At 71.5% G+C, this 24,306-nt stretch carries 24 protein-coding genes; 5 read left to right on the forward strand and 19 right to left on the reverse strand.

All coding sequences use genetic code 11. The features are described from left to right. Positions 1-112: 112 nt before the first annotated feature. Complete coding sequence (locus QM699_RS09265) at positions 113-1,141, reverse strand: sugar ABC transporter substrate-binding protein (RefSeq protein ID WP_415010854.1); 1,029 nt, start codon at positions 1,139-1,141, stop codon at positions 113-115. Positions 1,142-1,359: 218 nt separating this feature from the next. On the opposite strand from QM699_RS09265, the gene QM699_RS09270 reads away from it, so the two are divergent. After that, entirely contained in the window at positions 1,360-2,526 is a 1,167-nt protein-coding gene (locus QM699_RS09270; protein ID WP_415010855.1) for an ROK family transcriptional regulator, read from the forward strand. A 152-nt stretch (positions 2,527-2,678) separates the two neighbouring features. Here the strand turns inward: QM699_RS09270 and QM699_RS09275 are convergent, their stop codons facing one another. Beyond that, on the reverse strand, positions 2,679-3,191 hold the full coding sequence (locus QM699_RS09275) for a type II toxin-antitoxin system RatA family toxin (RefSeq protein WP_415010856.1): 513 nt from the start codon (positions 3,189-3,191) through the stop codon (positions 2,679-2,681). A 148-nt stretch (positions 3,192-3,339) separates the two neighbouring features. Between QM699_RS09275 and hpt the strand changes: the two genes are divergently transcribed. Further along, complete coding sequence (gene hpt, locus QM699_RS09280) at positions 3,340-3,849, forward strand: hypoxanthine phosphoribosyltransferase (RefSeq protein WP_415012727.1); 510 nt, start codon at positions 3,340-3,342, stop codon at positions 3,847-3,849. Between the two features lie 4 nt (positions 3,850-3,853). On the opposite strand, the gene QM699_RS09285 is transcribed toward hpt, so the two are convergent. The 4 genes from QM699_RS09285 to QM699_RS09300 form a co-directional block, all read right to left on the reverse strand. Next, positions 3,854-4,618 carry a lysostaphin resistance A-like protein gene (locus QM699_RS09285; protein ID WP_415010857.1) on the reverse strand — a complete coding sequence of 255 codons (765 nt, stop codon included), beginning with the start codon at positions 4,616-4,618 and terminating at the stop codon, positions 3,854-3,856. A gap of 7 nt (positions 4,619-4,625) precedes the next feature. Further along, complete coding sequence (locus QM699_RS09290; RefSeq protein WP_415010858.1) at positions 4,626-5,264, reverse strand: biotin transporter BioY; 639 nt, start codon at positions 5,262-5,264, stop codon at positions 4,626-4,628. Positions 5,265-5,387: 123 nt separating this feature from the next. Next, positions 5,388-6,800: a bifunctional metallophosphatase/5'-nucleotidase gene (locus QM699_RS09295; protein ID WP_415010859.1), complete on the reverse strand. Its 1,413-nt coding sequence runs from the start codon at positions 6,798-6,800 to the stop codon at positions 5,388-5,390. A 288-nt stretch (positions 6,801-7,088) separates the two neighbouring features. Further along, positions 7,089-7,733 (reverse strand): TetR/AcrR family transcriptional regulator, encoded by a 645-nt coding sequence (locus QM699_RS09300; protein WP_415010860.1) that lies wholly within the window; start codon positions 7,731-7,733, stop codon positions 7,089-7,091. A 155-nt stretch (positions 7,734-7,888) separates the two neighbouring features. Here QM699_RS09300 and QM699_RS09305 point away from each other — a divergent pair, with 155 nt between their 5' ends. Beyond that, positions 7,889-9,097, forward strand: coding sequence for an HlyD family secretion protein (locus QM699_RS09305; RefSeq protein WP_415010861.1), 1,209 nt, complete (start codon positions 7,889-7,891; stop codon positions 9,095-9,097). Between the two features lie 13 nt (positions 9,098-9,110). Continuing rightward, complete coding sequence (locus tag QM699_RS09310) at positions 9,111-10,661, forward strand: DHA2 family efflux MFS transporter permease subunit (protein WP_415010862.1); 1,551 nt, start codon at positions 9,111-9,113, stop codon at positions 10,659-10,661. Between the two features lie 22 nt (positions 10,662-10,683). Here QM699_RS09310 and QM699_RS09315 read toward each other — a convergent pair whose 3' ends face one another. From QM699_RS09315 to purD, 10 genes are all read right to left on the reverse strand, one after another. Further along, positions 10,684-12,111 (reverse strand): amidase, encoded by a 1,428-nt coding sequence (locus QM699_RS09315; RefSeq protein ID WP_415010863.1) that lies wholly within the window; start codon positions 12,109-12,111, stop codon positions 10,684-10,686. Continuing rightward, positions 12,108-12,419, reverse strand: a complete 312-nt coding sequence (locus QM699_RS09320; RefSeq protein WP_415010864.1) for a hypothetical protein — start codon at positions 12,417-12,419, stop codon at positions 12,108-12,110. The genes QM699_RS09315 and QM699_RS09320 overlap by 4 nt, the downstream gene beginning before the upstream one ends. A gap of 121 nt (positions 12,420-12,540) precedes the next feature. Continuing rightward, a complete protein-coding gene (scpB, locus tag QM699_RS09325) occupies positions 12,541-13,176 on the reverse strand; it encodes an SMC-Scp complex subunit ScpB (RefSeq protein ID WP_415010865.1) in 636 nt (211 codons plus the stop codon). Next, complete coding sequence (locus QM699_RS09330) at positions 13,173-14,003, reverse strand: segregation and condensation protein A (RefSeq protein ID WP_415010866.1); 831 nt, start codon at positions 14,001-14,003, stop codon at positions 13,173-13,175. The genes scpB and QM699_RS09330 overlap by 4 nt, the downstream gene beginning before the upstream one ends. Positions 14,004-14,114: 111 nt before the next feature. After that, a complete protein-coding gene (gene nagZ, locus QM699_RS09335; protein WP_415010867.1) occupies positions 14,115-15,113 on the reverse strand; it encodes a beta-N-acetylhexosaminidase in 999 nt (332 codons plus the stop codon). A 1-nt stretch (position 15,114) separates the two neighbouring features. Beyond that, complete coding sequence (locus QM699_RS09340) at positions 15,115-16,122, reverse strand: SPOR domain-containing protein (protein WP_415010868.1); 1,008 nt, start codon at positions 16,120-16,122, stop codon at positions 15,115-15,117. A 76-nt stretch (positions 16,123-16,198) separates the two neighbouring features. Continuing rightward, positions 16,199-17,944 (reverse strand): arginine--tRNA ligase, encoded by a 1,746-nt coding sequence (gene argS, locus QM699_RS09345; protein WP_415010869.1) that lies wholly within the window; start codon positions 17,942-17,944, stop codon positions 16,199-16,201. A 65-nt stretch (positions 17,945-18,009) separates the two neighbouring features. Further along, positions 18,010-18,192, reverse strand: coding sequence for a type II toxin-antitoxin system RelE/ParE family toxin (locus QM699_RS09350; RefSeq protein ID WP_415010870.1), 183 nt, complete (start codon positions 18,190-18,192; stop codon positions 18,010-18,012). Beyond that, positions 18,185-18,478 (reverse strand): type II toxin-antitoxin system RelB/DinJ family antitoxin, encoded by a 294-nt coding sequence (locus tag QM699_RS09355; protein WP_415010871.1) that lies wholly within the window; start codon positions 18,476-18,478, stop codon positions 18,185-18,187. The genes QM699_RS09350 and QM699_RS09355 overlap by 8 nt, the downstream gene beginning before the upstream one ends. 52 nt (positions 18,479-18,530) lie before the next feature. Continuing rightward, positions 18,531-19,787, reverse strand: a complete 1,257-nt coding sequence (gene purD / locus QM699_RS09360) for a phosphoribosylamine--glycine ligase (RefSeq protein WP_415010872.1) — start codon at positions 19,785-19,787, stop codon at positions 18,531-18,533. Between the two features lie 73 nt (positions 19,788-19,860). Here purD and xseA point away from each other — a divergent pair, with 73 nt between their 5' ends. After that, positions 19,861-21,483: an exodeoxyribonuclease VII large subunit gene (gene xseA, locus QM699_RS09365; RefSeq protein WP_415010873.1), complete on the forward strand. Its 1,623-nt coding sequence runs from the start codon at positions 19,861-19,863 to the stop codon at positions 21,481-21,483. 45 nt (positions 21,484-21,528) lie between these two features. Here the strand turns inward: xseA and QM699_RS09370 are convergent, their stop codons facing one another. From QM699_RS09370 to QM699_RS09380, 3 genes are all read right to left on the reverse strand, one after another. After that, positions 21,529-22,755, reverse strand: a complete 1,227-nt coding sequence (locus QM699_RS09370; RefSeq protein ID WP_415010874.1) for an MFS transporter — start codon at positions 22,753-22,755, stop codon at positions 21,529-21,531. A gap of 146 nt (positions 22,756-22,901) precedes the next feature. Continuing rightward, a complete protein-coding gene (locus QM699_RS09375; RefSeq protein ID WP_415010875.1) occupies positions 22,902-23,420 on the reverse strand; it encodes a CoxG family protein in 519 nt (172 codons plus the stop codon). 43 nt (positions 23,421-23,463) lie between these two features. Continuing rightward, complete coding sequence (locus QM699_RS09380) at positions 23,464-24,096, reverse strand: TonB family protein (protein ID WP_415010876.1); 633 nt, start codon at positions 24,094-24,096, stop codon at positions 23,464-23,466. Positions 24,097-24,306 lie beyond the last annotated feature (210 nt).

Here is a 24,306-nt window from a genome sequence, read left to right on the forward strand (position 1 = left end):
TTTCTCCCCCTAGGATCCCGGCGGCTGGCTCTCCTGGCCCCGCCCGTTCATGTTGGGGGCGGCATTCGCCGCCCCCCTCGTCCGTTGGTTGCCGTTACAGGTCAGCCGGGGATCAACCCCAGCACTTGTCCGTACCGGCCTTGGCATCGATCGACGGCACGCCGGCCGCCGGCTTGTCGGTGACGAGCGACACGCCGGTATCAGTGAACTGCTTGCCTTCAGTCGGCTTCGGCAACGTACCGTCCTTTGCGAACTGGGCAATCGCTTCGATGCCCATGGACGCCATCAGCAGCGGGTATTGCTGCGAGGTGGCGCCGATCACGCCCTCCGAGACGTTCTTCACGCCCGGGCAGCCGCCATCCACGGAAACGATGGTCACATCGCCCTCGCGGCCGACGGACTTCAGCGCCTCGTAGGCGCCGGCCGCGGCCGGCTCGTTGATGGTGTAGACGACGTTGATCGTCGGATCCTTCTGGAGGAGGTTCTCCATCGCGGTCCGACCACCCTCCTCGTTGCCGTTGGTGATGTCGTGACCGACGATGCGCGCGTCGTCCTCGTCACCGATCACGGCCACGTCCTTGGTGTCAATGCCGAAGCCGGTCATGAAGCCCTGGTCGCGCAGCACGTCCACCGTCGGCTGCGACGGCAGCAGGTCGAGGAAGGCGATCTTCGCGTCCTTCGCCGCGTCGCCGAGGGTCGCGGCAGCCCAGGCGCCGATCAGCCTGCCCGCCTCGAAGTTGTCGGTGGCGAACGTCGCGTCGGCGGCGCTGGCGGGATCGAGCGGCGTGTCGAGCGCGATCACCAGGATCCCGGCGTCACGCGCCTTCTTCACCGACTCGACGATGCCCTTGGAGTCGGTCGGCACCAGCAGGATGCCCTTGGCGCCGTCGGCGATGCAGGTCTCGATCGCCTGGACCTGGCCCTCGTTGTCGCCTTCCTGCTTGCCGGCATAGGTCTTCAGCGTCACGCCAAGCTCATTGGCCTTGGCAGCGGCGCCTTCCTTCATCTTGACAAAAAACGGATTCGTGTCCGTCTTGGTGATGAGGCAGGCCGACACGCCCTGAGCAAAGCCCGGCGCCGCACTCATGGCAAGCACGGCGGCAGCCGCAAGCAGCCCGCCCTTGAAGGTCGAGGTCGTCATGGTCGAGATGTCCTCCCAGTCAACGTTATCGATCCGGCTGATTTCGCCGGTAGACGACAGAAGACCGCAAACCCGGCCATCTGTCAATAATTAAATCACTATGATTTATTTTTTGCCCTAGAGTTGGCGAGATGGAGATTTCAGGAAGGGATCGCCGCATGGAGGAACTGCGCGAGATTGCGCCGCTCCCTGCGCAGCGCGGAACGAACCAGGCGGGCATGCGAGCGCATAACGAGCGCCTCGTGCTCAGCCTCGTGCGCCGGCACGGATCGCTGGCGAAGTCCGAGATCGCCCGCATGACCGGCCTCTCGGCGCAGACCGTCTCGGTCATCATGCGCCACCTCGAGGCCGACCACCTGCTCCGCCGCGGCGAGCCGCAGCGGGGCCGCGTGGGCCAGCCGCTGGTCCCCCTCGCCCTCGACCCGGACGGCGCGTTCTTCATCGGCGCCAAGATCGGCCGGCGCAGCCTCGACGTGGTGCTGGTCGATTTCGCCGGCGGGGTGCGGCATCGCGCCTCGACCGGCTACCCCTACCCGATGCCCGATTCGGTGCTGGCGCTGCTGCGGACCGAGGTCGCGGCCTGCGAGGCCCGGCTCGGGCCGCTGGCCGGCCGGATCGCCGGCCTCGGCCTCGCCATGCCGTTCGGGATCTGGGAATGGTCCGAGGAACTGCAGGCCTCGGACGGGCACCTCTCGGCCTGGGTCGGTCGCGACCTTCGCATCGAACTCGCCGCCGACCTGCCCTATCCCGTCTACATCCAGAACGACGCCACCGCGGCCTGCGGCGCCGAACTTGCCTTCAGCGAGAACGCGGGCCTGCAGGATTTCCTCTACTTCTACGTCGGCACCTTCATCGGCGGCGGGCTGGTGCTCTCCGGCGCGCTGTTTGCCGGCCGGACCGGCAATGCCGCGGCCCTCGGCTCGATGCCGGTGCCCGACGGCCGCGGCGGCTCGGTCCAGCTCATCGACGTCGCCTCGCTCGTGGTCCTCGAACGCCGGCTGCGCGCCGCGGGCCTCCCCGCCGCGACGGTCTACGACCCGGAGGCGGACTGGAGCGTGCTCGGCGCCCACCTCGACGAGTGGATCGCGGCCGCAGCACTCGGCATCGCCCACGCCATCGCCGCCGGCGCCGCCATCGTCGACTTCGAGGCCGCGGTCATCGACGGCCCGTTCCCGCAGGCCGTCCGTGCCCGGCTGATCGGCGCCGTCGAGGCCGGGCTCGGGCAGCTCGATCTCTCCGGCATCGACCCGCCGGCGATCCGCAGCGGCGGCATCGGCCCCCTGGCGCGGGCACTCGGCGGGGCGAGCCTGCCCCTCTTCGACCGCTACCTCGTCGACCCCCATGTCCTGGCCGGCGCCAGCCGGACCCGCTCCAGCGACGACTGAGCCCCGGGCCAGCACCGCCGCCCGCCCCCTTTGGTATTCATACTGGCAGAAACCCTATCGGGCAGTCGCAGGGGCCCCGCCCACAGGCGGGGAGAGAGAAGACTCGCCGCGCAACGGCGCGGCTCCGGGTGACGGGCCGCAACGGCGGCCTGTCACGCAGCGCCGTCCGAGCGGGGGCTTGCAGAGCCCCCCGAGGACGGCGCTCCCCCCCTCACGCCATAAAGCACCTCGGCGCGCTTCTCGAAGGCGCGCACGATCCGGTGCATCGCCTCGGTGAACACCAGCCCGATCAGCTTCTGCAGCACGCCCGAGCGAAACTCGAAGTCGACGAAGAAGTCGATCTCGCAGCGCCCGGCGCCGGCGTCGAGGAACCGCCAGTGGTTCTTCAGGTAGCGGAACGGCCCGTCGAGATACTCGACGTCGATCGTCCGCGCCGCCGGCCGCAACGTCACGCGGCTGCCGAAGCGCTCGCGATACACCTTGAACGACACGATGAGATCGGCATCCATCACCTCGCCGGCCCCGTCCTCCAGCGGCCGCGTGCTGCGGACCCGGGCGGCGGCGCACCACGGCAGGAATTCCGGGTAGCGGCCGACGTCGGCGATGAGCGCATACATCTCCTCCGGCGCGTAGGGCACGATTCGCGTCTCGGCGTGGGTCGGCATGGGCGCTTCCCGGATTGTCGGGGTCGGACAATGCCAATAGGATGCACTCGGGCACAAGGCCGAACGGGGCCGAACGGGGCCGGGGCGCCGGCGGGGGGCGCGGGCAGTGACGCAAGCCGACTACGTGGCCGACTACGTGATCGACGAGATGATCTCGGCAAAGGCCGTCGCCGCGCGGGTCGAGGCGCTGGCCCGCGAGATCTCCGGGCATTTCGCCGGCACCGACAAGCTGGTCGTGGTGGGCCTGCTGCGCGGCTCGTTCATCTTCATCGCCGATCTGGTGCGCGAGCTCGACCTGCCGGTGGAGGTCGACTTCCTCGAGGCGTCGTCCTACGGCAACGCCACGGTCTCGAGCCGCGAGGTGCGCATCCTGAAGGACCTGCGCGCCGGCATCGAGGGCCGCGACGTGCTGCTGGTCGAGGACATCATCGACACCGGGCGCACGCTCAGCCACGTCCTCGCCATCCTCAACACCCGCCGGCCGAAGCGGCTCGAAGTCTGCGCGCTGCTCGACAAGCCGTCGCGGCGCGAGGTCGAGGTCCGGGCGCGGTGGACCGGCTTCGAGATCCCCGACGAGTTTGTCGTCGGCTACGGCATCGACTACGCGCAGAGGAACCGCAACCTGCCGTTCATCGGCAAGGTGCGCTTCGTCGCCTGAGCCCTCAGCGCGCGTTTCGCAGCAGGAAGACGCCGTAGAGGCCAAGCGGCAGGATGAAGAGGATCGGCAGCACCGGCGCCCAGAGCGGCATGTCGGCGCCGCCGTCGCCGGCCGCCTCCATCCCAGGCGCGTGGGCGAGAAACGCGAGGAAGGTCGCGAAATCCCAGACCGCATGATAGCCGACCGCCGGCCAGAGCGAGCCGCTGCGGAGGCGGATCGCCGCGAGCAGCACGCCGCTCGCCATCGCCGCCAGCGACTGCGCCACGGCGAGCACCAGGTCGCCGGTGAGGAAGACGTTCAGCACATGAACGACGCCGAACGCCACGGTGGAGATCGCCACCGCCGGCCGCAGCCCGATCCGGCCCCGCAGGCCGGAGAGCAGGATGCACCGGAACATCGTCTCCTCGGACAGGCCGACGAGCAGGGTGTTGACCGCGAGAAAGCCGAGCACCGCCGGCGCCGGCAAAGTCCCGAGGCGCGCGATCCCCAGCATCAGCAGAACGTAGATCGCGGGCAGCCACAGCAGTCGCAGCGCGCGCCAGCGCGGCGCGCCGAGGCCCGCGTCCGGCCAGCGGAACGCCCACGCCGCGGCAAGCGCGAAGGCCGCGGCCAGCGCCACCTGCCGAGCGAGCCCGTGCGTCACCAGTTCGGCGAGCGTCGCGCCGGGATCGAGGCGCGGCGCGGCCGCGATGGTGATCGCGATCCAGCCGGTGAAGACGAGAAGCGCCCGGCCGAGCGTGCCGGCCGGGCGCTGGAATCGGAATCGCACTCGGGGATCAGGCGCGGGCGTCGCCCACGAGCTTCCAGAGGCCGGGCACGACGAGCGCGGCGAGCGCGGCCTTCAGCAGGTCGCCGACAATGAACGGCGTCAGGCCCCAGGCGAGGGTCTGGTCCCATGGCGAGGCATACGTCGTCGCGTCGAACAGTCCGGTTGCGACCAGATAGTTCAGCCAGAGCAGGCCGGGGATGTAGACCAGCACGCTGCCGACCAGCATCGCGGCGGCCATGCCCGGCACGCTGCGGTCCCAGCCGCGACGGGCGAAGGCGCCGAGCGCCAGCGTCGCGAGCGCATAGCCCACCAGATAGCCGCCGGTCGCCCCCATCATGTAGGCCAGGCCGTACTTCTCCGCCGACGAGTTCTGGAACACGTCGAAGCCGAGCGCGCCGACCAGCATCCAGGCCAGCATGGTGACGAGCCCGAGCCGGGGGCCGTAGGCGGCGCCGACGGTCAGCACCGCGAAGGTGCCGAGGCTGATCGCCACCGGCGACGGCCAGACCGGCACCTTGATCTTGGCGCAGATCGCCAGCACGGCAACGCCGAGCACCACGAGCACGGCCCGGCGGATCCAGAGACCGGCGCCATCGGCGGGCCACAAGGCTTCGGTGAGAACGGGTCTCGATGCGGTCTCGGCCATGCGTGCGATCCTCACAACCTCGGAACAATGTCCGATCTCATGACGCAATTCGCCGGGTCTGTCCAGCGATGCGCTTCGCTGGCGCAGCACGGGGCCGCCGCGGGCCCGCCCCGTCCGCGGCGGTCAATGCTCGCGGGTGATCCGCCCGGTCTCGGGCGCGTAGTCCGGGGTCGCCGCCAGGAAATCGGCCAGCACGTCATCGAGCCCCGGGCCGAAGTCATAGGCGTTGGTCGCCCCGTCGCGCAGCGCGACATAGCCGTCGCCGCCGGCCCGCAGGAAATTGTTCGACGCGACGCTGTAGACCTTTTCCGGTTGCAGCGGCACCCAGCCGGTGCCGTCGCGGACCTCCACCGACTTCACCCGCCCCTGCCCCGGCGCCACCGTCGCGTCCCAGCGCAAGCGCAGGCCCGCGACCTGCGGGAAACGCCCGGCACCCTCTTCCACCTGGCTGAGGCCGTTTTCCAGCGCCGCCACCAGATCGGCGCCCTTGATGTTGAAGGTCGAGAGCGTGTTCTGGAACGGCAGCACCGCGATCACGTCGCCCATCGTCACGGTGCCGCCCCGGATCGAAGCACGCAGGCCGCCGCCGTTGGTCAGCGCGATCGTCACCCCCTGCCCCTTCACCCGCGCGAGCATCGCGTCGGTGACGAGATCGCCCATCGGGCACTCGGCCGAGCGGCAGAGCTCGCGCGTCGCGTCGATGTCGCCCTTGATCTCTGCGACATTCTTCTCCTTGAGCGCCGTGATCGGCCCGGCGAGTTCCTTGATCCGCGCCAGCGTCGGCTCGTCCGGCTTGACGCTCGCGTCGAGCAGCACGGTGTCGCCGGTCGCCGAGGTGAGGTTGCCCGCGTCGTCGAACACCAGCGTCTCGTGGCCGAGGTATTTCGAGTAGGCACCCGCCTGCACGATCGGCACGGCCACCCCGCCCGGGCCCGTCACCATCACCGGATAGCGGAACGGCGCCGCCGGATCGGTGTTCGAGAACAGGTCGTGGGTATGCCCGCCGACGATCGCGTCGATCCCCGGCACCCCGGCCGCCACCTTCTCGTCGAGCGGCGTGCCGAGATGGCTGAGCAGGATGACCTTGTTCGCCCCCAGCGCCGTGACCGCCGCCACCGCCTCGGTCAGGTAGGGGACGGGATCGCGGAAGCTCACGGTCGGCCCGGGCGACGAGATCTCGGGCGTGTCGGGCGTGGTGGCACCGAGGATCGCCACCTTCTGTCCGCCGATGTCGAGGATCAGGTGATCGACCGCCAGCGGCGCGAGGTCCTTGTCGCCCGAGACGTCGACGCTGCCCGAGAGCACCGGGAACTTCGCCGCGGCCACGAACTTCGCCAGCGGCGCCGGCCCGAGGTCGAACTCGTGGTTGCCGTAGACCATGGCGTCGAGGCCGACGCGGTTCAGCATCTCGGCCTCGGCGGCGCCGGAGTAGGTGGTGAAGAACAGCGAGCCCTGGAAGGCGTCTCCCGCCATCAGCGTCAGCACGTTGCCACCCCTGGCCTTCACCGCGTCGCGGAGCGCCGCCACCTCCGTCACCAGCCGCGCCGCGCCGCCGAAGCACTTGCCCGCCGTCTCGTCGTCGGCGGAGCAGGTCGAGTTCGAAGGCGTTGATCGACTCGATCCGGCTGTGGAAGTCGTTGAAGTGCAGAATGTCGAGCGTCCAGGCAGCAGCCGGCGACGACAGGCCCGCGGCGATCGTCAGCGCGCCGGCAACGGCAAGGGGTCGGAGCATCGGCGCCTCCAGTCCAGCGGATGAGCGATGCCCCGAGGATGGCAAGGCTGCGGGCGATTGCCAACCCCGCGCCGGACCCCGGCGGGCGCGACTCAGCGCGGGCCGTAGGCCGCGAGGAAGGTGGTGACCGCGGCCTCGGCGTAGTGCTCGATGCGCTCCGCGTCGGGGGGCGGCATCGCGCCGAGCGCCACCCGGACCGTCACCGGATGACAGCACATGCCGATGAACTGCCACGCCGCGTTGTCCGCATCCGGCGCGTTCAGGCGACCGGACGCATGCTGCTCGGCGATCCAGCCGGCGAGCCTCGCCTGGCCATGGCCGGGACCGGCGTCATAGAATTTGCGCGCCAGCTCGGGAAACTTCTCCGACGCCCCCATCACCATGCGCACCATCGAGACATGCATCGGCGCGCTCAGCTTCTCGAGCAACCGCGTTGCGAGCAGCTTCAGGAAGGCCCGCACGTCGGTCATGGTGGCATCGACGTCGAGCAGCCGCTCCGCGGTCTGGCTCCGCGTCTGCTCGATAAGTGCGGCGAACAGCGCCTCCTTGCTGTCGAAATAGACGTAGAGCGTGCCCTTCGACACCCGCGCCTCGCGGGCGATCTCGCCCATGCTGGCGGCCGCGAAGCCGGCGCTCAGGAATACCCGCCGGGCGCCATCGAGGATCTGCCGCCGCTTCACGGACTCCGCCCCGGCCTCCGGCTCGGTGGTGGCAACCTCGTCCAGCTTCGTCTCCATCCTCGTCCTCCCGCCCGCCGGTCTCACGCTCGGCCAGGCTCCGCCAGAAAACTGACCGAACCGTTCGGTCAGCCTTGATCTGGCAATTCCGCTGCGCTATGTCAACCATCGAACCGAACGGTTCAGTCATTCCGCGGCGAACGGAGTCTCAGTCGATGCCGAAGGATTTCGAGGCGAACCCCACGCACGCCCAGACCAAGGCCGAGGCACCGGAAACGCACGACGCCCCGCCGGCCGCGGCATCCCCTTCCGCCGCCGGAACCTTGGACGCGCCCGCCCCGGACACGCCCGCCACGCCAAGGCGCGGCCGCGCGAAATACCTGCTCGGCGGCGTGCTGATCGCGGCGATCGCGCTCGGCGCGTGGTACGGGTACAGCTACTGGACGGTCGGCCGCTTCATGGTCTCGACCGATGACGCCTATGTGCAGGCCGACTTTGCAATCATGGCGCCAAAGATCACCGGCTACGTCGCCGCGGTGCCCGCGGTGGATAACCAGGCCGTGAAGGCCGGCGACCCGCTCGTCGTGCTCGACGACGGCGACTATCGCGACGCCCTCGCCCTCGCCCAGTCGCAGCTCGCCTCCGAACAGGCGGCCGTCGCCCGGATCGACAGCCAGGCGGCTGCCGCCGACGCCGCGACCGCGCAGGCCCGTGCCCGGGTCGACGCGGCACAGGCGCAGCTCGATCAGGCCGCCGCCGACCTGCGCCGCTATCAGGATCTGGCGAAGAACGACGTCGCCTCCGCCCAGCGGCTCGAACAGGCGCAGGCAGCCAGCGCCTCGGCCACGGCATCCCTTGCCGAGGCTCGCGCCGGCGTCGCCTCGGCGCAGGCCAACCGCGAGGTGATCGTCGCGCAGAAGGCCGAGGCCGAGGCGACGCTCTCCGGCCTTTCGGCCTCGCGCGACAAGGCGCAGCGCGACCTCGACGCGACCACCCTGCGCGCGCCGTTCGATGGCACCGTCGGCAATCTCTCGGTCGCCGTCGGCGACCTCGTGTCGCCGGGGAAGCGCCTGCTCGCCGTCGTGCCGCTGTCGCAGGTCTACGTCGAGGCGAACTTCAAGGAGACGCAGATCGGCGAGCTGACCCCGGGCACGCACGTCCGCCTCGAGTTCGACGCCTTCCCCGGGCGCGAGATCACCGGCACCGTCGAGGGCGTGGCCCCGGCCTCGGGCGCGCAGTTCAGCCTGCTGCCGCCGGAGAACGCCACCGGCAACTTCACCAAGGTGGTGCAGCGCGTGCCGGTGCGCGTCGCGGTGCCCGCCGACGTCGCCGCCGAGGGCTGGCTCCGGCCCGGCCTCTCCGTCTCGGCGTCGGCCGATATCCGCACCGCCAGCAGCACCGGCGATCAGGTCGCCGCCAAGTGAGGACGGGCTCGCCATGCAAGAGCCACAGGTCACGCCCCGCCGACTGATCGCGTTCCTCGCGCTGGTCTTCGGCATGTTCATGGCGATCCTCGACATCCAGATCGTCTCGTCGTCGCTGTCGGAGATCCAGGCGGGCCTGTCGGCCAGCCCGGATGAAATCTCCTGGGTGCAGACCAGCTATCTGATCGCGGAGGTCATCATGATCCCGCTCTCGGGCTTTCTCGCCCGGGCGATGTCGACGCGGGTCCTGTTCACCATCTCGGCCGCGGGCTTCACGCTGGCGAGCGTGCTCTGCGCCACCGCGACGACGATCAACCAGATGATCGTCTACCGCGCGTTTCAGGGCTTCATCGGCGGCGGCATGATCCCGACCGCCTTCGCCGCGTCGTACACGATCTTCCCGCGCCGGGTGCAGCCCGCGGTGATGGCGCTGGTCGGCCTCACCGTGACGCTCGCGCCCACGGTGGGCCCGACCGTCGGCGGCTACCTGACCGAGCTCTTCTCCTGGCACTGGCTGTTTCTCGTCAACGTCATTCCCGGCATCGCCGCGACGCTGCTCGCGTGGTTCCTCGTCGACTTCGACGAACCCGACTGGGGCCTGATGCGGAACTTCGACGTGGTTGGCCTCTTCTCCATGGCCGTCTTCCTCGGCAGCCTCGAATACGTGCTGGAGGAAGGCCAGAAGAACGACTGGTTCGACGACCGGGCGATCACCCTGCTGTCGCTTGCCGCGACGGTCGCCGCCGTCACCTTCTTTGTCCGCGTGCTGACCGCCAAGGTGCCGATCGTCGACCTGCGGGCGTTCCTCGACCGCAACTTCGCCGTCGGCTCGCTGCTCACCTTCGTGCTCGGGATCGGACTCTACGGGCTCACCTATCTCTACCCGCTGTATCTCGCGCGCGTCCGCGGCCTTTCGGCGCTGCAGATCGGCGAGACGGTGTTCGTGACCGGCGCGTTCATGTTCCTGACCGCGCCGATCGTCGGCAACCTCGCGCGAAAGACCGATCCGCGCATCCTGATCGGCTTCGGCTTCGCGCTCTTCGCCGCCTCGACCTTCGACCTGACCCGCATCACCGGCGACTGGGCGTTTGCCGAGCTGTTCCTGCCGCAGGCGATGCGCGGCATCGCGCTGATGTGCTGCATGATCCCGATCAACGTCATTTCCCTCGGCACCCTGCCGCCGGACCGGATCAAGAACGCCTCGGGCCTGTTCAACCTGACGCGCAACCTCGGCGGTGCGTTCGGCCTCGCCATCATCAACACCATCCTGCAGAACCGCTCGGTGCTGCACGGAGAGCGGCTGGCCGAGAATGTCGCCTGGGGCAACCCGATCGCCGAGGATCGCCTCGCGGACATCACCGCCTCGCTCACCCCGACCCTCGGGCCGGATGCCGGCGGCGGCGCGCTCGCGCAGCTCTCGGGAATGGTGCAGCGGCAGGCGCTGGTGCTGACCTTTTCCGACGTCTTCCTCATCATCGCCATCCTCTTCTCGGCGATGCTGCTGCTCGTGCCGCTGGTGTCGAAGCCAAAGGGCCCCGCGGGCGCGGGCGGCGGCGGGCACTGAGCCCGGCCGCCTGCCGCACCGCCTACGGCATCCGCCTCGTCCACGCCTGCGCCAGATCGTAGGCGTGGCCGAGGCGCAGCACCGCGAGATCCGCGCGGGGCGGCCCCATCAGCTGCAGCCCCATGGGCAGCCCGCCCGGCCCGAACCCGGCCGGCACCGCCAGCGTCGGCGTGCCCGCCATGCTCGCCGGCACCACCACCTCCATCCAGCGGTGATAGCTGTCCATCACCCGCCCGCCCACCTCGCCCGGCCACCGCTCGAGCGCGTCGAACGGAAAGAGCTGTGCGGTCGGCAGCGCCAGCACGTCCCATCGCGCATGCAAGGCCAGAACCGCGCGATACCACGCCGACCGGAGCGTCGAGGCGCGAAACACCGCGCTCGCCCCGAAGGCCCGGCCCCGCTCGATCTCCCAGACCGCTTCGGGCTTCAGCGCCTCGCGGGTCGCGGGCGCGTCGTAGAGCGGCCCGAGGCTGCCCGCGACCAGAAAGCTCCGCAGCGTCGTCCAGGCGGTCCAGAGCGCATCGAGGTCGAAGTCGACGCGCACCGGCTCGACGACACAACCCATCGCCTCGAACACCGCGAGCGCCGCCTCGCAGGTTTCGAGCACGCCCGGATCCATGGCGAGATGCCCGCCGAGATCGCCGAGCCAGCCGATCCGCGTGCCGCGCACCGCGCCCTCGAGCGGCCCGGCGCACGTACTGCCGTCGCCGTCGAGCGACAGCGGCGCCCGCGGGTCATGGCCCGCCTGCGTCGCGAACAGCGCCGCGAGGTCCGCGACCGAACGTCCCATCGGCCCATCGGTCGAGAGCTGCTGCAGGAACACCTCGGGCGTCGGGCCAGACGGCACCCGCCCGATCGACGGGCGGAACCCGAAGACGTTGTTCCAGCCGGCGGGATTGCGCAGCGAGCCCATCATGTCGCTGCCGTCCGCCACCGGCAGCAGCCGCAGCGCGAGCGCCGCCGCCGCCCCGCCGGAGCTGCCCCCCGCCGACCGCCCGGGAGCGTAGGCGTTGGCGGTGGTGCCATGCAGCGGATTGAACGTGTGCGACCCGAGGCCGAATTCCGGCGTGTTGGTCTTGCCGATCAGGATCGCGCCCGCCGCCACCGTGCGCTCGACGAGGATCGAGTGCGCGGCCGGCACGAATGTCGCCAGCGCCGGCGCCCCCATCGTCGTGGGGATCCCCGCCGTCGCCGTCAGGTCCTTCGGCGCCTGCGGGATGCCGTGCAGCCAGCCGCGGTCCCGCCCGGCCGCAAGCTCGGCATCCGCCGCCGCCGCCTCGGCCAGCAGCGCCGCGCGCGGACGCAGCGACACGAGGGCGCAGGCGTGCGGATTGAGCGCCGCGATGCGGTCGAGGTAGGCCGCCATCACCTCGGCGCACGACACCTCACGCGCATGGATCGCCCGCGACAGCTCCAGCGCCCCGAGCGCGGTGATCGGATCCGGCGTCATCGCTCGGCCCGACGGAGCATCGCGCCAGTCCCGGCATCGGGGGCACGCAGGCTGCCCGGCAGGACCGGCCGCGCAATCGCCTCGCCGAACCTGCCGGCAAAGCCACGGTCGAGCCGCTCCCGAACCACGTCACGCTCTCCATGCTTGAAAGCGCCGATCATCTCCGCCTCGCACCGCAGGTTCACCGGCGGTGCGCCAGGAACGCCCGCGATGAAGGCGTCCGCCGGCCACGGTCGACCTCCATCGGCGGGGCCTGCCTGCGTCATCCGACCGTCGTGAAAGGCGCAGGTCCGCCTGCTCGTCGCCATCGCCTCTCCGTGGGGTCATGGGTGAACTCGATCGTCGTCGCCCCGAGGCGGGCTTGCAAGCAGCTTCGGCGCGGGCTGCATCCAACCCGCGCCGGAACGATGCGCCGACGGCCCCGCGCGCTCAGCCCAGCAGTTCGCCCTGTCCCTCCGGCTCCGTCTCCGCCGGCGCGGCCTCCGGATTGGGACGGTTGTCGAGCAGGCCCGCGGCGCGCAGCTCGGCGATCCCCGGCAGGTCGCGTTCCGAGCCGAGGCCGAAGTGGTCGAGAAAGCCCTGCGTCACCACGAAGGTCATCGGCCGACCCGGGGTCATCCGCCGCCGGCCGAGCTTGACCCAGCCCATCTCCATCAATTGGTCCAGCGTGCCCGCGGACACCGACACGCCACGGATCTCCTCGATCTCCGCCCGCGTCACCGGCTGGTGATAGGCGACGATCGACAGCGTCTCGATCGCGGCCCGCGACAGCTTGCGGGTTTCCTCGACCTCGCGGCTCATCAGGAAGCCGAGATCGGCGGCGGTGCGGAACGCCCAGGCGTCACCGACGCGCAAGAGCTGCACCCCCCGCCCCTCATAGCGCCGGCCGAGGCCGCTCAGCGCCTCGCCCACGTCGCAACCGCGCGGCAACCGCTCTTCCAGCGCCCGCGTCGAGAGCGGCTCGCGGCTCGCGAACAGCACCGCCTCCAGCATCCGTTCCTGCTCGCACAGCGGCGGCACGGCGAATGCGGCCTCGAAAAGCCCCTGTCCTGCCTCGTCGTTCATCCTGCCTCTCCGTCTTTTTGGGAGTCTGCTTCTTGGGGGTCTGCCATGCCGTCTTGTCGCGGCTTCAGCCAGATCGGCGCGAAGGCGCCTTCCTGGCGGATCTCGAGTGCACCGTTCTTCACCAGCTCCAGCGCCGCGGCAAAGCTCGCGGCCGTCGCCGACCGGCGCCGCTTGCCCTCGCGGCGCCAGTCGTCCGGCAGCCACGCGGCCAGCTCGTGCCAGCCGACGCGGTGCCCGAGGATGCCGCGCATCCGCTCCAGCGCCTGCTCCATGGCGTAGACCGGCCCGCGCTGGAAATGCAGCGGCGTGAAGTCGTCCTTGGTCTTGATCCGGGCATAGGCGCGCATCAGGTCGACGAGCGACGCCTCCCAGGTGACGCGCACCTCGCGCCGCACCGTCTCGGTGTCGCCGCGGGCAAAGACGTCGCGGCCGAGCTGGTCGCGGCCCATGAGCTGCGCCGCGACCCCGCGCATCGCCTCGAGCCGTTGCAGCTGATAGGCGAGATGCGCCGCCAGCTCGTCGCCCGACGGCCCCTCGTCGGTCGGGTCGGGCGGCAGCAGCAGCCGCGACTTCAGGAACGCAAGCCACGCCGCCATGACGAGATAGTCGGCGGCCAGCTCGATGCGGAGCCGCTTCGCCGCCTCGACGAAGCCGAGATACTGCTCCGCGAGCTTCAGGATCGAGATCCGCCGCAGGTCGACCTTCTGGCTCCGCGCCAGCGTCAGCAGCAGGTCGAGCGGACCCTCGAAGCCGTCCACGTCGACCACCAGCGCCTCGGCGGCGAGACGGGCTGCTGTGGCGTCGGCGTCGAAGAAGTCCTCAGGCACCCGGGCACCTCCCTGGCCATCCGGGAGAGCCCCCGGCCGGCGATCTCCCTTGAGGCTGATGCCGAACGGATCGAGCGCACCAAACGCATGGCCGGATCGGGGCTTCCCGCCTCATGCCACGCCCGCCGGAGACAGAGCGGCGTACTCCGCCGCCAGCGCCACCGCATCGTCCTCCGGTGCCCGCCGCAGCGCCAGCGCCGCCGCCGCCCGCGCCGCCGGACGCCCCGTCAGCTCCGGGACAACCGCCGCCACCGCCGCCATCTCGCCCGGATCGCCGTTGCAGTGCAGGACCACATCGCATCCCGCCGCCAGCGACGCCCGCGCCCGGTCGCCGAAGCCACCCGCGAGCGCCTTCATCGACAGGTCGTCGGTCATCAACAGCCCGTCGAAGCCGATGTCGTCGCGCATCAGCCCGACCACCGCCGGCGACTGCGTGGCCGGCCGCACGTCGAGCGCGCGATAGACCACATGTGCCGTCATCGCCAAGGGCAGGTCCGCAAGGGCGCGGAACGGCGCGAAATCGTCCTCCAGCTCCAGCCGGTCGGCCGTCACCTCCGGCAGCGCCAGATGGCTGTCGAGCGTCGCCCGGCCCTGCCCCGGCATGTGCTTGACGACCGGCAGCACGCCGCCCGCGAGCAGGCCCTCGGCCACGGCCCGGCCCAGCCGCGCCACGTCGCCGGGAACGCCCCCGAGGCAGCGGTTGCGGATCACCCCGTGGGTGCCGGCCCCGGCCAGATCGAGCACCGGCGCGCAGTTCACGTCGATCCCGACCGCGCGCAGCTCCGACGCCATCAGCCGGGCCCGCAGCCACAGGCCCCGCGCCTGCACCCCGGGCGCCAGCCCTGCCGCCTCGTCGAGCATCGGCCGCCAGTCGCGCCAGTGCGGCGGGCGCAGCCGCTGGACCCGCCCGCCCTCCTGGTCGACGAGCACCGGCGCGTCGCGCCCGACGCTGTCCCGCAGCCCGGCCGTGAGGCGGCGCAGCTGTTCCGGGCTCTCGACGTTGCGCGCGAACAGGATGAAGCCCCAGGGCTCGGCCTCGGCAAAGAACGCCCGTTCGGCGGCCGAGACCTCCGTCCCGCCGCAGCCGAAGATGACAGCGCGCGCCGCCATCCTACTGCAGCGTCACCGGAATGCAGGCAACCCCGCGCCCGCGAAGCGCCTCGCATATCCGCCGGGTGTCGTCCGCCGACTGGAAGCCCGCCACCCGCAGCCGGTAGAAGACGCGGGCGTTCGAGGTGGTGCGCTCCACGTAGAGGCTTTTCGACGCCAGCAGGTCGGGGTTCTTCGCCACCAGCGACGACCACGCCTTGCGGGTGATGTCCTCGCTGTCGAATGCGCCGAGCTGCACCAGCCGCGAGCCGGCCTGCACCGATCCCACCTCGCTCGTCGCCACCGCCTTCGGGCTGGCCGCGGCCGGTCGAACGTCGGCAGGCCGGGCGTCAGCCGGTTTCGCCGCCGCTGGTCGCGCCGCTGCGGCAACGTCTGTCGCGGCCGGAGCGGCGACCGCCGCTGCGCGGGCGACCTGCAGGCCGGCCGGGCGGTTGCGCGGGCGCATGTCGGTCGTGGGCGCCGCGTCGGCGGCGGCCTCCGCGTCCGCCATTTCGCTCGCGCCGCCGAGCGTGGCCTCGTCCTCCTCCGACGTCACGTCGGGCGGCAGGATCGGCTGCACGCCGGCCTCGCCTTCGTCGGGCTCCGCAAGTCCGGCCGTGACCTGACCCATGACCTTCTCGGTCAGCGCCTGCGGCGCCGAAGCGACCAGCTCACCCTGCGGCGCATCCTCGGCCTGCAGAGCGGGCGGGGTCGGCCGCGCGGGTGGCACCGCTGCGGCCTTGGAATGCTCGGGGGCGCCGCCCAGCACCGCATTGACCTCGAGGCCCTGATGCGCCGCCTGCAGGCCGCCGGGGTCCGACGGCTGCAGCCGCGACGGACCCTCCATCGCCCGGATGATCGGCACCTCACTCGCATCGCGGGTGCCGAGGCGCCAGGCCCAGACCCCCATGACGACGATGACGCCGACAAAGACGATCGCGCCGGTGACGCGCCGCATGCCTTCAGGGATCAGCCGGTCGGCACCATCAGCCGCAACCGACTCGAAGTCGTCGCTGTAAAGATCGCGCATGGGGTTCTTGCCTGTTTTGAAAACACCATATCTCGTAGGTGCCTCTGCTCCAACCCCAAAGTGCTCGCCGGATGCGTCAGCGCATCTCTTTCATCGGGGCGACTCCAAGAATACCCAGTCCTGACGCGATGACAACCTGCGCCGCACGTACAAGCGCAAGGCGAGCGCGGGTCAACTCGGCCGCGTCCTCCCGGATGAAACGCAGGGCGGGATCGAGCTTCCCCTGGTGCTGCAAACTGTGAAAATCCGACGCCAGTTCGTTGAGATAGAACGCAATCCGATGCGGCTCATGGTTTGCCGCCGCAATCTCCACCTGCCGCGGCCACTCCGCCGCCTTGCGCGCCAGCTCCAGTTCTCCGGGCGCCCCGAGTTTCGCCAGATCGGCCGCGGCGAGCGCGCCGTCGTCGACCGCGATGCCGGCATCTGCCGCACGATTGAGCACCGACTGCGCCCGCGCGTGGGCATACTGCACGTAAAATACCGGATTGTCCTTCGACTGCTCCAGCACGCGATCGAAGTCGAAGTCGAGCGGCGCGTCGTTCTTGCGAGTCAGCATGACGAAGCGGGTCACGTCGGGCCCCACCTGCTCCACCACGTCGCGCAGCGTCACGAACGTGCCCGCCCGCTTGCTCATCTTGAACGGCTCGCCGCCCTTGTAGAGCTTCACCAGCTGGCAAAGCTTCACGTCGAGCGGCACCCGGTTGCGCGACAGCGCCGCAACCGCCGCCTTCATCCGCTTGACATAGCCGCCATGGTCGGCGCCCAGCACGTCGATCAGCTCGTCATAGCCGCGTTCGATCTTGTCGAAATGATAGGCGATGTCCGGCGCGAAATAGGTCCAGCTGCCATCCGACTTCTTCACCGGCCGATCGGTGTCGTCGCCATAGGCGCTCGAGCGGAACAGCGTCTGCTCCCGCGCCTCCCAGTCCTCGGGCAGCTTGCCCTTGGGCGGCTCCAGCGTGCCCTCGTAGATCAGCCCGTCGGCCTCGAGCGCGGCCAGCGCCGCCTCGATCCGCCCTGTGCCGTAGAGCGACTTCTCGCTGAAGAACACGTCCATCTCGACGCCGAGCAGCGCCAGATCCTCGCGGATCATCTCCATCATCGCCGCGGTGGCGATCTCGCGCACCGGGACCAGCCACTCCGCTTCGGGCTTGTCGAGCAGGCTCTCGCCATACTTCGCCTTGAGCGCCTCGCCGACGGGGATCAGGTAGTCGCCAGGATAGAGCCCCTCGGCAATGGCGGGCTCCAGTCCGCAGGCCTCGCGATACCGCTCGTAGGCCGAGCGCGCCAGCACGTCGACCTGCGCGCCGCCGTCGTTGATGTAGTACTCCCGCGTCACGTCGTACCCGGCAAAGTCCAGCAGCCCGGCCAGCGCATCGCCGAACACCGCGCCGCGGACGTGGCCCACGTGCATCGGCCCGGTCGGGTTGGCCGAAACAAACTCCACGTCGACCTTCCTGCCCGCCCCCATGCGGGACCGCCCGAAATCGGTCCCTGCCGCCAGCGCGGCGGGCACCACCTCGAACCACCGCCCCTGCGCCAGCCGCAGGTTCAGGAACCCCGGCCCCGCCACCTCCGCGCTGGCGATGCCCGGCGCACCCCCGAGCTCGGCGGCCAGCAGCGCGGCGATGTCGCGCGGCCCCATCCGCGCGGGCCGCGCCAGCACCATGGCCGCGTTCGTCGCCATGTCGCCATGCGCCGGATCGCGCGGCGGCTCCACCGTCACCGCGTCATACGCGAGCCCCTGCGGCAGCTTGCCCGCGTCCACGAGCCGGCCGAGCGCGTCGAGCACGCGCGCCTTGACGTCAGCGAAGATATCCATGGTTTCCTCCAGTACGCCGGCGGCGTTACCACAGGAACGCGCGGCCCTCCACGGGGTTTCGCCGGTCAGGGCCACATCTGCGCAGCATGGAGCACCCGGGCGGCAGCGCCTCGGGTGCAGCGCGTCTCGACCTTGCCGTGGATTTCATCCAGCAGAGCGCGGGCCGCGGCGGGATTGTCGCCGGGAATGTAGTCGACAATCCGCGTCAGGTCAGAGACCGCCGCTGCCTTCCATTCCAGGTCAGGCACCGCGCGTCCCGTCGATCCGGGCACGCGCGTCCCGCATCACCTCCGCATGTGGAACCCCAGGCCCCGGATCAGCCAGCGCCTCCTGGACCTTTGCCCGGAACCACGCGTCGTAGACCTCCGGATCCGCGGTCAGGCCAGCCGGCATCCCGCCTTCCACCGCCACGCGTGTCAGCAGGATGCGAATTGCGTCGGAAAGCGTCAGTCCAACGCCGGCAAGCGCATCGGCAGCACGCGCCTTGAGATCGTCATCCAGTCGAACGTGCAGCATCGAGGTACGGGCCGGCACAGCGACTCCTCCGTGAGGTCGCCAGAGTGTATCTCATTCGAGATACACTCTGCTACCCCCGCCCCAGCGCCCGCCAGCCGATGTCGCGGCGGAAGAACCCGCCCGGCCAGTCGACCGCTTCCGCCGCGCCATAGGCGAGGTCGCGCGCTTCGGCGAGGGTCGCCGCCCGGGCCGTGGCGTTCAGCACCCGGCCGCCAGCCGAAACCAGCTGCCCGTCCACCGCCTTGGTCCCGGCGTGGAACACCTTCACCCGCGGGTCCGCCGTCTCCGCGAGGCCGATCGGCTCGCCCCGCCGCACCTCGCCCGGATACCCCTCCGCTGCGACAACGACGGTGATCGCATGATCGTCGGCGAAGTTCGCCCGTGCGCTGCCGAGTTCGCCCTCCGCGCAGGCGAGACAGACGTCGAGCAGCTGCGCCCCGAGCCGCATGGCCAGCACCTGCGCCTCCGGATCGCCGAACCGCACGTTGTACTCCACCAGCCGCGGCGCGCCGTCCTCGATCATCAGCCCGGCGTAGAGCACGCCCTGGTACGGCGTCCCGCGCCGCGCCATCTCGGCCAGCGTCGGCCGGACGATCTCGGCCAGCGCCCGCTCCGTCACCCCGGCCGTCATCACCGGCGCCGGCGAATAGGCCCCCATGCCGCCGGTGTTCGGCCCCTCGTCGCCGTCGAATGCACGCTTGTGGTCCTGCGCCGTGCCGAGCAGCAGCAGCGCCTCGCCGTCTGCCACCACGAAGAGGCTCGCCTCCTCGCCGGACATGAACGCCTCCACGACCACCCGTGCGCCCGGCCCTTCGGCAAAGATCGCGTCGAGCGCGGCCTCTGCCTCGCCCAGCTCCATCGCCACCGTCACGCCCTTGCCGGCGGCAAGCCCGTCGGCCTTCACCACGATCGGCGCCCCCTGCGCCCGGACATAGGCGCGCGCCGCGTCAGGGTCGGTGAAGGTCTCGCTCGCCGCCGTCGGGGCGCCGCAGGCCGCGCAGATCTCCTTGGTGAACGCCTTCGACGCCTCGAGCCGCGCCGCCCCGCGCCCCGGCCCGAACGTCGCCACGCCGGCGGCGCGCAGGACGTCGGCCACGCCCTCGGCCAGCGGCGCCTCCGGCCCGACCATCACGAACTCGATGTCGTTCGCCCAGACAAATTCCAGCACCTTCGCCCCGTCGAGGATGTCGAGCGCCACACAGGTCGCCTCCTCGGCGATCCCCGCGTTGCCGGGCGCGCAGAACAGCCGGTCGCATTTCGGATTCTGCGCAAACGCCCAGGCGAGGGCGTGCTCGCGGCCGCCGCCGCCGAGAATGAGGATGTTCATGTGGGGCGCCCCGCTTGGCCTCGATGCGGCCGCGTTCTATGGTGCCCGGCCCCGTACCGCAAGCGAGCGCCGCATGGACCTGTTCGAAGACACCCGCCCCGGCAGCAACGCGCCCGAGTTCACCGTCTCGGAGATTTCCGGCGCGGTGAAGAAGACGATCGAGGGCCAGTTCGGCCGCGTCCGCGTGCGCGGCGAGGTCGGCCGCGTGTCGCGCCCCGCTTCGGGACACCTCTACCTCGACCTGAAGGACGCCAACGCCAGCCTCGGCTCAGTGATCTGGAAGGGCACCGCCCGCGGCCTCGCGATCCGCCCCGAGGAGGGCATGGAAGTGGTGGCGACGGGGCGCCTCACCACCTTCCCCGGCGCCTCGAAGTACCAGATGATCATCGAGGAAATCGCCCCCGCCGGCGTCGGCGCGCTGATGGCGATGCTCGAGGCGCGCAAGGCCGCGCTCGGGGCCGAAGGACTGTTCGACGCCGCGCGCAAGCGGCCGCTGCCGTTCCTGCCGGAGGTGATCGGCGTCGTCACCTCGCCCTCCGGCGCGGTGATCCGCGACATCCTGCACCGCCTGCGCGAGCGCTTCCCCCGGCCGGTGCTGCTCTGGCCGGTGGTGGTGCAGGGAGAGCGCTGCGCCGCCGAGGTCGCCGCCGCCATCCGCGGCTTCAACGCCATCGCGCCCGGCGGTCCGATCCCGCGCCCCGACGTGCTGATCGTGGCGCGCGGCGGCGGCTCGATCGAGGATCTCTGGGGCTTCAACGAGGAGATCGTCGTGCGCGCCGCCGCCGAGAGCGCGATCCCGCTGATCTCCGCGGTCGGCCACGAGACCGATACCACGCTGATCGACCTCGCCGCCGACCGCCGCGCGCCGACCCCCACCGCCGCCGCCGAGATGGCCGTGCCCGTGCGCCTCGACCTGATGGCCGCGGTGGCTGGCCTCGAGCACCGCCGCCGCGCCGGCCTCGCCCGCGGGATCGAGGCGCGCGGCCAGCGCCTGCGCGACCTCGCGCGCGGCCTGCCCCGGCCCGAGGCGCTGATCTCCGAGCGGGCGCAGAGGCTCGACGGCCTCGCCGCGCGCCTGCCGCTCGCCATGGTCGGCCTGACCCAGCGCCTGCACCTTGCGCTCAGCCGCGGCGCGCCCGGCCGCTTCGGCCCGGGGCTGCTCACGCTGGTCCTGGAGCGTCGCCGCCGGCAACTCGACCGCGCCGAGGCAGCCCTCCGCCCGGAGGCGGCGCTCGCCCGCATCCGGGCCCGCGCGCACGCGATGAGCCAGGGCGCGGCCGGGCGCTTCGGCCCCGGCCTGCTGACACTGGAGATGACCCGCGCCCGGGCCGCCCTCGACCGCGCCGCGCAGGGACTGCGCCCCGACGGCCTCCGCCGCGGCATCGCCCAGCGGCAGGAGCGCCTCGACGCCCGGGCCGAAGGCCTGCGCCGCGCCGGCCCGAGGGCGGTGCGCGAGGCCCGCCCGGCGCTCGACGCGCTGTCGCGCACGCTCGAGAGCCTCAGCCCCGCGCGTGTGCTCGACCGCGGCTTCGCCATCGTCCGCGACCTGAACGGTCAGGTGCTCACCACCGCCTCGGCCGCCGGCAGGGCCCCCGGCCTCGAGATCGAGTTCGCCGACGGCCGCCTCAAGACCCGCCCCGCCGCGCCGACGCGCAAGCGAACGCCAGAGCCGGACACGAGCGGAACGCTTCTCTGAGTCGGCACGGTCCGACGAGGCGGCCCGCCCGATCGGCCCGCCCGATCACGCCCGCCGGGGAAACTCGCGGATCACCAGCCAGATCAGCGCCCCGCCGGCCGCGGCGAGGAACGGCGCCATCGCGATGTTGACCGTCGTCCAGCCGCCCACCGCGTCGCCGCCGATGCAGTTCATCAGCCCGCCCGACGCCAGCGACGCGAGGCAGACCAGCCCGAACACGGCGAAGTCGTTCATCCCCTGCACCCGGCCGCGCTCCTCCGGCGTGTGCGAGGCCGCGAGCATCGCCGTCGCGCCGATGAAGCCGAAGTTCCAGCCGAGCCCCAGCAGCACCAGCGCCAGCGAGAACTGCCAGAGCGCCACGCCCGACAGCGCCACCGCCCCGGCAGCGGCGAGCGCCACGAGCCCGGCGGCGATCACCCGCTCCGCCCCGAACCGGGCGATCAGCGCGCCAGTGAAGAACGACGGCGCGAACATCGCCAGCACGTGCCCCGACACGACGTTCGCAGCGTCCGATGTCCCGAAGCCGCAGCCGACGATGGCGAGCGGGGTCGAGGTCATCACCAGGTTCATCAGCGCGTAGGAGACCATGGCGCAGATCATCGCCACCGCGATCCGGGGCGTCTTCAGCAGCTCCATCCGGGTGCGGCCGCGCGCACTGCCGGGCGCCGGCGGCGGCGGCGCGGGGCTGTCGAGCGCGAGGAACAGCCAGACGCCGGCGAAATTCAGCGCCGCCGCCGCGACATAGGCGCCGGCGAACGGGATCGGCGCCAGCGCGTCGACGGTGTGCTTGACGAGGAACGGCCCGGCGATCGCCGAGACCAGCCCCGCGCCCATGACGTAGGAGATCGCCTTCGGCCGGAACGCCTCGCCTGCCCCGTCGGTCGCGGCGAAGCGGTAGAACCCCTGCGCCGACATGTAGAGCCCGGAGATCAGCGAGCCGAGCAGGAACAGGCCGAACGAGCCCCGCACCAGCGCCAGCGCCGACAGCGCCGAGCCGATGCCGCCCCCCGCCGCGCCCAGCATGAAGCCGAGCCGGCGGCCATGGAGCTGCATGAGCCCGGCGAGCAGCGGCGCCGAAAGCATCGAGCCGAGCACGATCATCGAGATCGGCAGCGTCGCGAGGCAGCGGTTCGGCGCCAGCCCCTGCCCGGCCAGCCCGCCGAGGATGAACGTCACGGGCAGCTGCGAGCCGAGCACGACCTGCGCCGCCACCAGCACGGCGACGTTGCGGCGGACCCGGGGGTCGGAATGGGCGGGCTTCACGGCAACCATCTCCTTACAGGCCGCCGCAGCGGCGACGCCGAGCACTATAAGCCCATTCCCGGCGCGCGGCGCCGCGGGCAACGTCTTCAGCCGCCCCCGAAACCAGTCGCTTGCGCGCCATTCCTCAACCGCGCCCCGCGCCTGAAATCGCCGGCTCAGCCCTTGCGGCCGATCATCCGCCCGAACCAGCCCGGCTTCTTTCCCTCGGCCAGCTCCTCCTCGGAGCCCTCCGGCGCCGGCTCCAGCGCCGCGCGGAAGTTGTCGAAGAACTTGTCGGCCATGTTCTTCGCCGCCCCGTCGATCAGCCGCGAGCCGAGCTGCGCGATCTTGCCGCCCACCGCCGCCTTCACGTCGTAGGTGAGCAACGTCCCGCCCTCGGCGTCCGCCAGCGCCACCGCCGCCGATCCCTTGGCGTGGCCCGCGGCGCCGCCCTTGCCCTCGCCGGAAATCGTGTAGCTCTCGAGCGGCACGATGTCCGAGAGGCTCACCCTGCCGGCGAAGGTGGCGCTCACCGGCCCGACCTTCTGCTTGACCATGGCCTCGAAGCCGTCCTCCGGGCTGCCGGTCAGCTCCTGGCAGCCGGGGATGGCGAGGCGCAGCACCTCCGGGTCGTTCAGCGCGGCCCAGACCACTTCCCGCGGCGCGGCGATCTGCCGCGAACCGGTCATTTCCATTGTCGTCTCGCTCCCCCCGAGGTTGGCTGGCCGGGACGATAGCTCAGTTGTCCCGGAGGGTGAAGCTGATCCCAAGGCTCCAGGTGACGGGCGCTCCGTCCGGCGGCGCCGGCAGCCGCGCATCGCGCACCGCGGCCAGTGCGGCATCGTCGAGCGCCTTCGCCCCCGACGACTGGACGAGGTGCAGCGATATCACCTCGCCCTCCGGCCCGATCAGCAGCGTCACGTGGCTGGTCCCGTAGAGCCCGCGCGCCCGCGCCGTCTGCGGATAGACCTTCGCCCGCTCCACCGCCGCCCGGACCTCGGCCTCGAACGTCTCGATCCCCGCCGGCGCCTCCGGCTCGGGCACAGGAGCCGCCGCGGCGGGCGGGCTCTCTGCGGCGCCGAGAGTGAAGCCGAGCGGCGCACCGGGATCGAAGCGCCCCGCCAGGCCGTCGGCCGGCGCCTCGGTCGGGGGCGCCTGCGCCGGCATGTCGGCATGCGGCACCGTCGCCTCCCGCGGAACGACGGGCGGGGCGGGTGTCGGCGCGGCCCCCGGCATCTCTGGCGGCATCACGGGCGGCATCACAGGCGGCAGCAGGTCGGCCGGGCCGACCAGAGCGACATGGACGACGGGAACGCCCGGGTCCGGGCCGGCACGGAGCCATGGCAGCGCCCAGACCGCGAGGCCGAGCACCGCGGCATGTCCCGCCCCGGATATCGCAGCGCCCCAGCCACCCACGGCCACGCCCCCACCCGGCCGCGCCGCCCGCCCGGCGCCGTTCCTGACTACCAGCTTTCGCCCGGATGAAAAAGCCGCACGGCGGCGACGGAATCCGCCCCTCCCCCCTCGTTCGACGGAACGGTCGCGCCCAGATTGTGCGAATCCGCTCCGCGGCGCCCGTAG

Source organism: Amaricoccus sp. (genome assembly GCF_047602525.1).
Taxonomy (GTDB): domain Bacteria; phylum Pseudomonadota; class Alphaproteobacteria; order Rhodobacterales; family Rhodobacteraceae; genus Amaricoccus.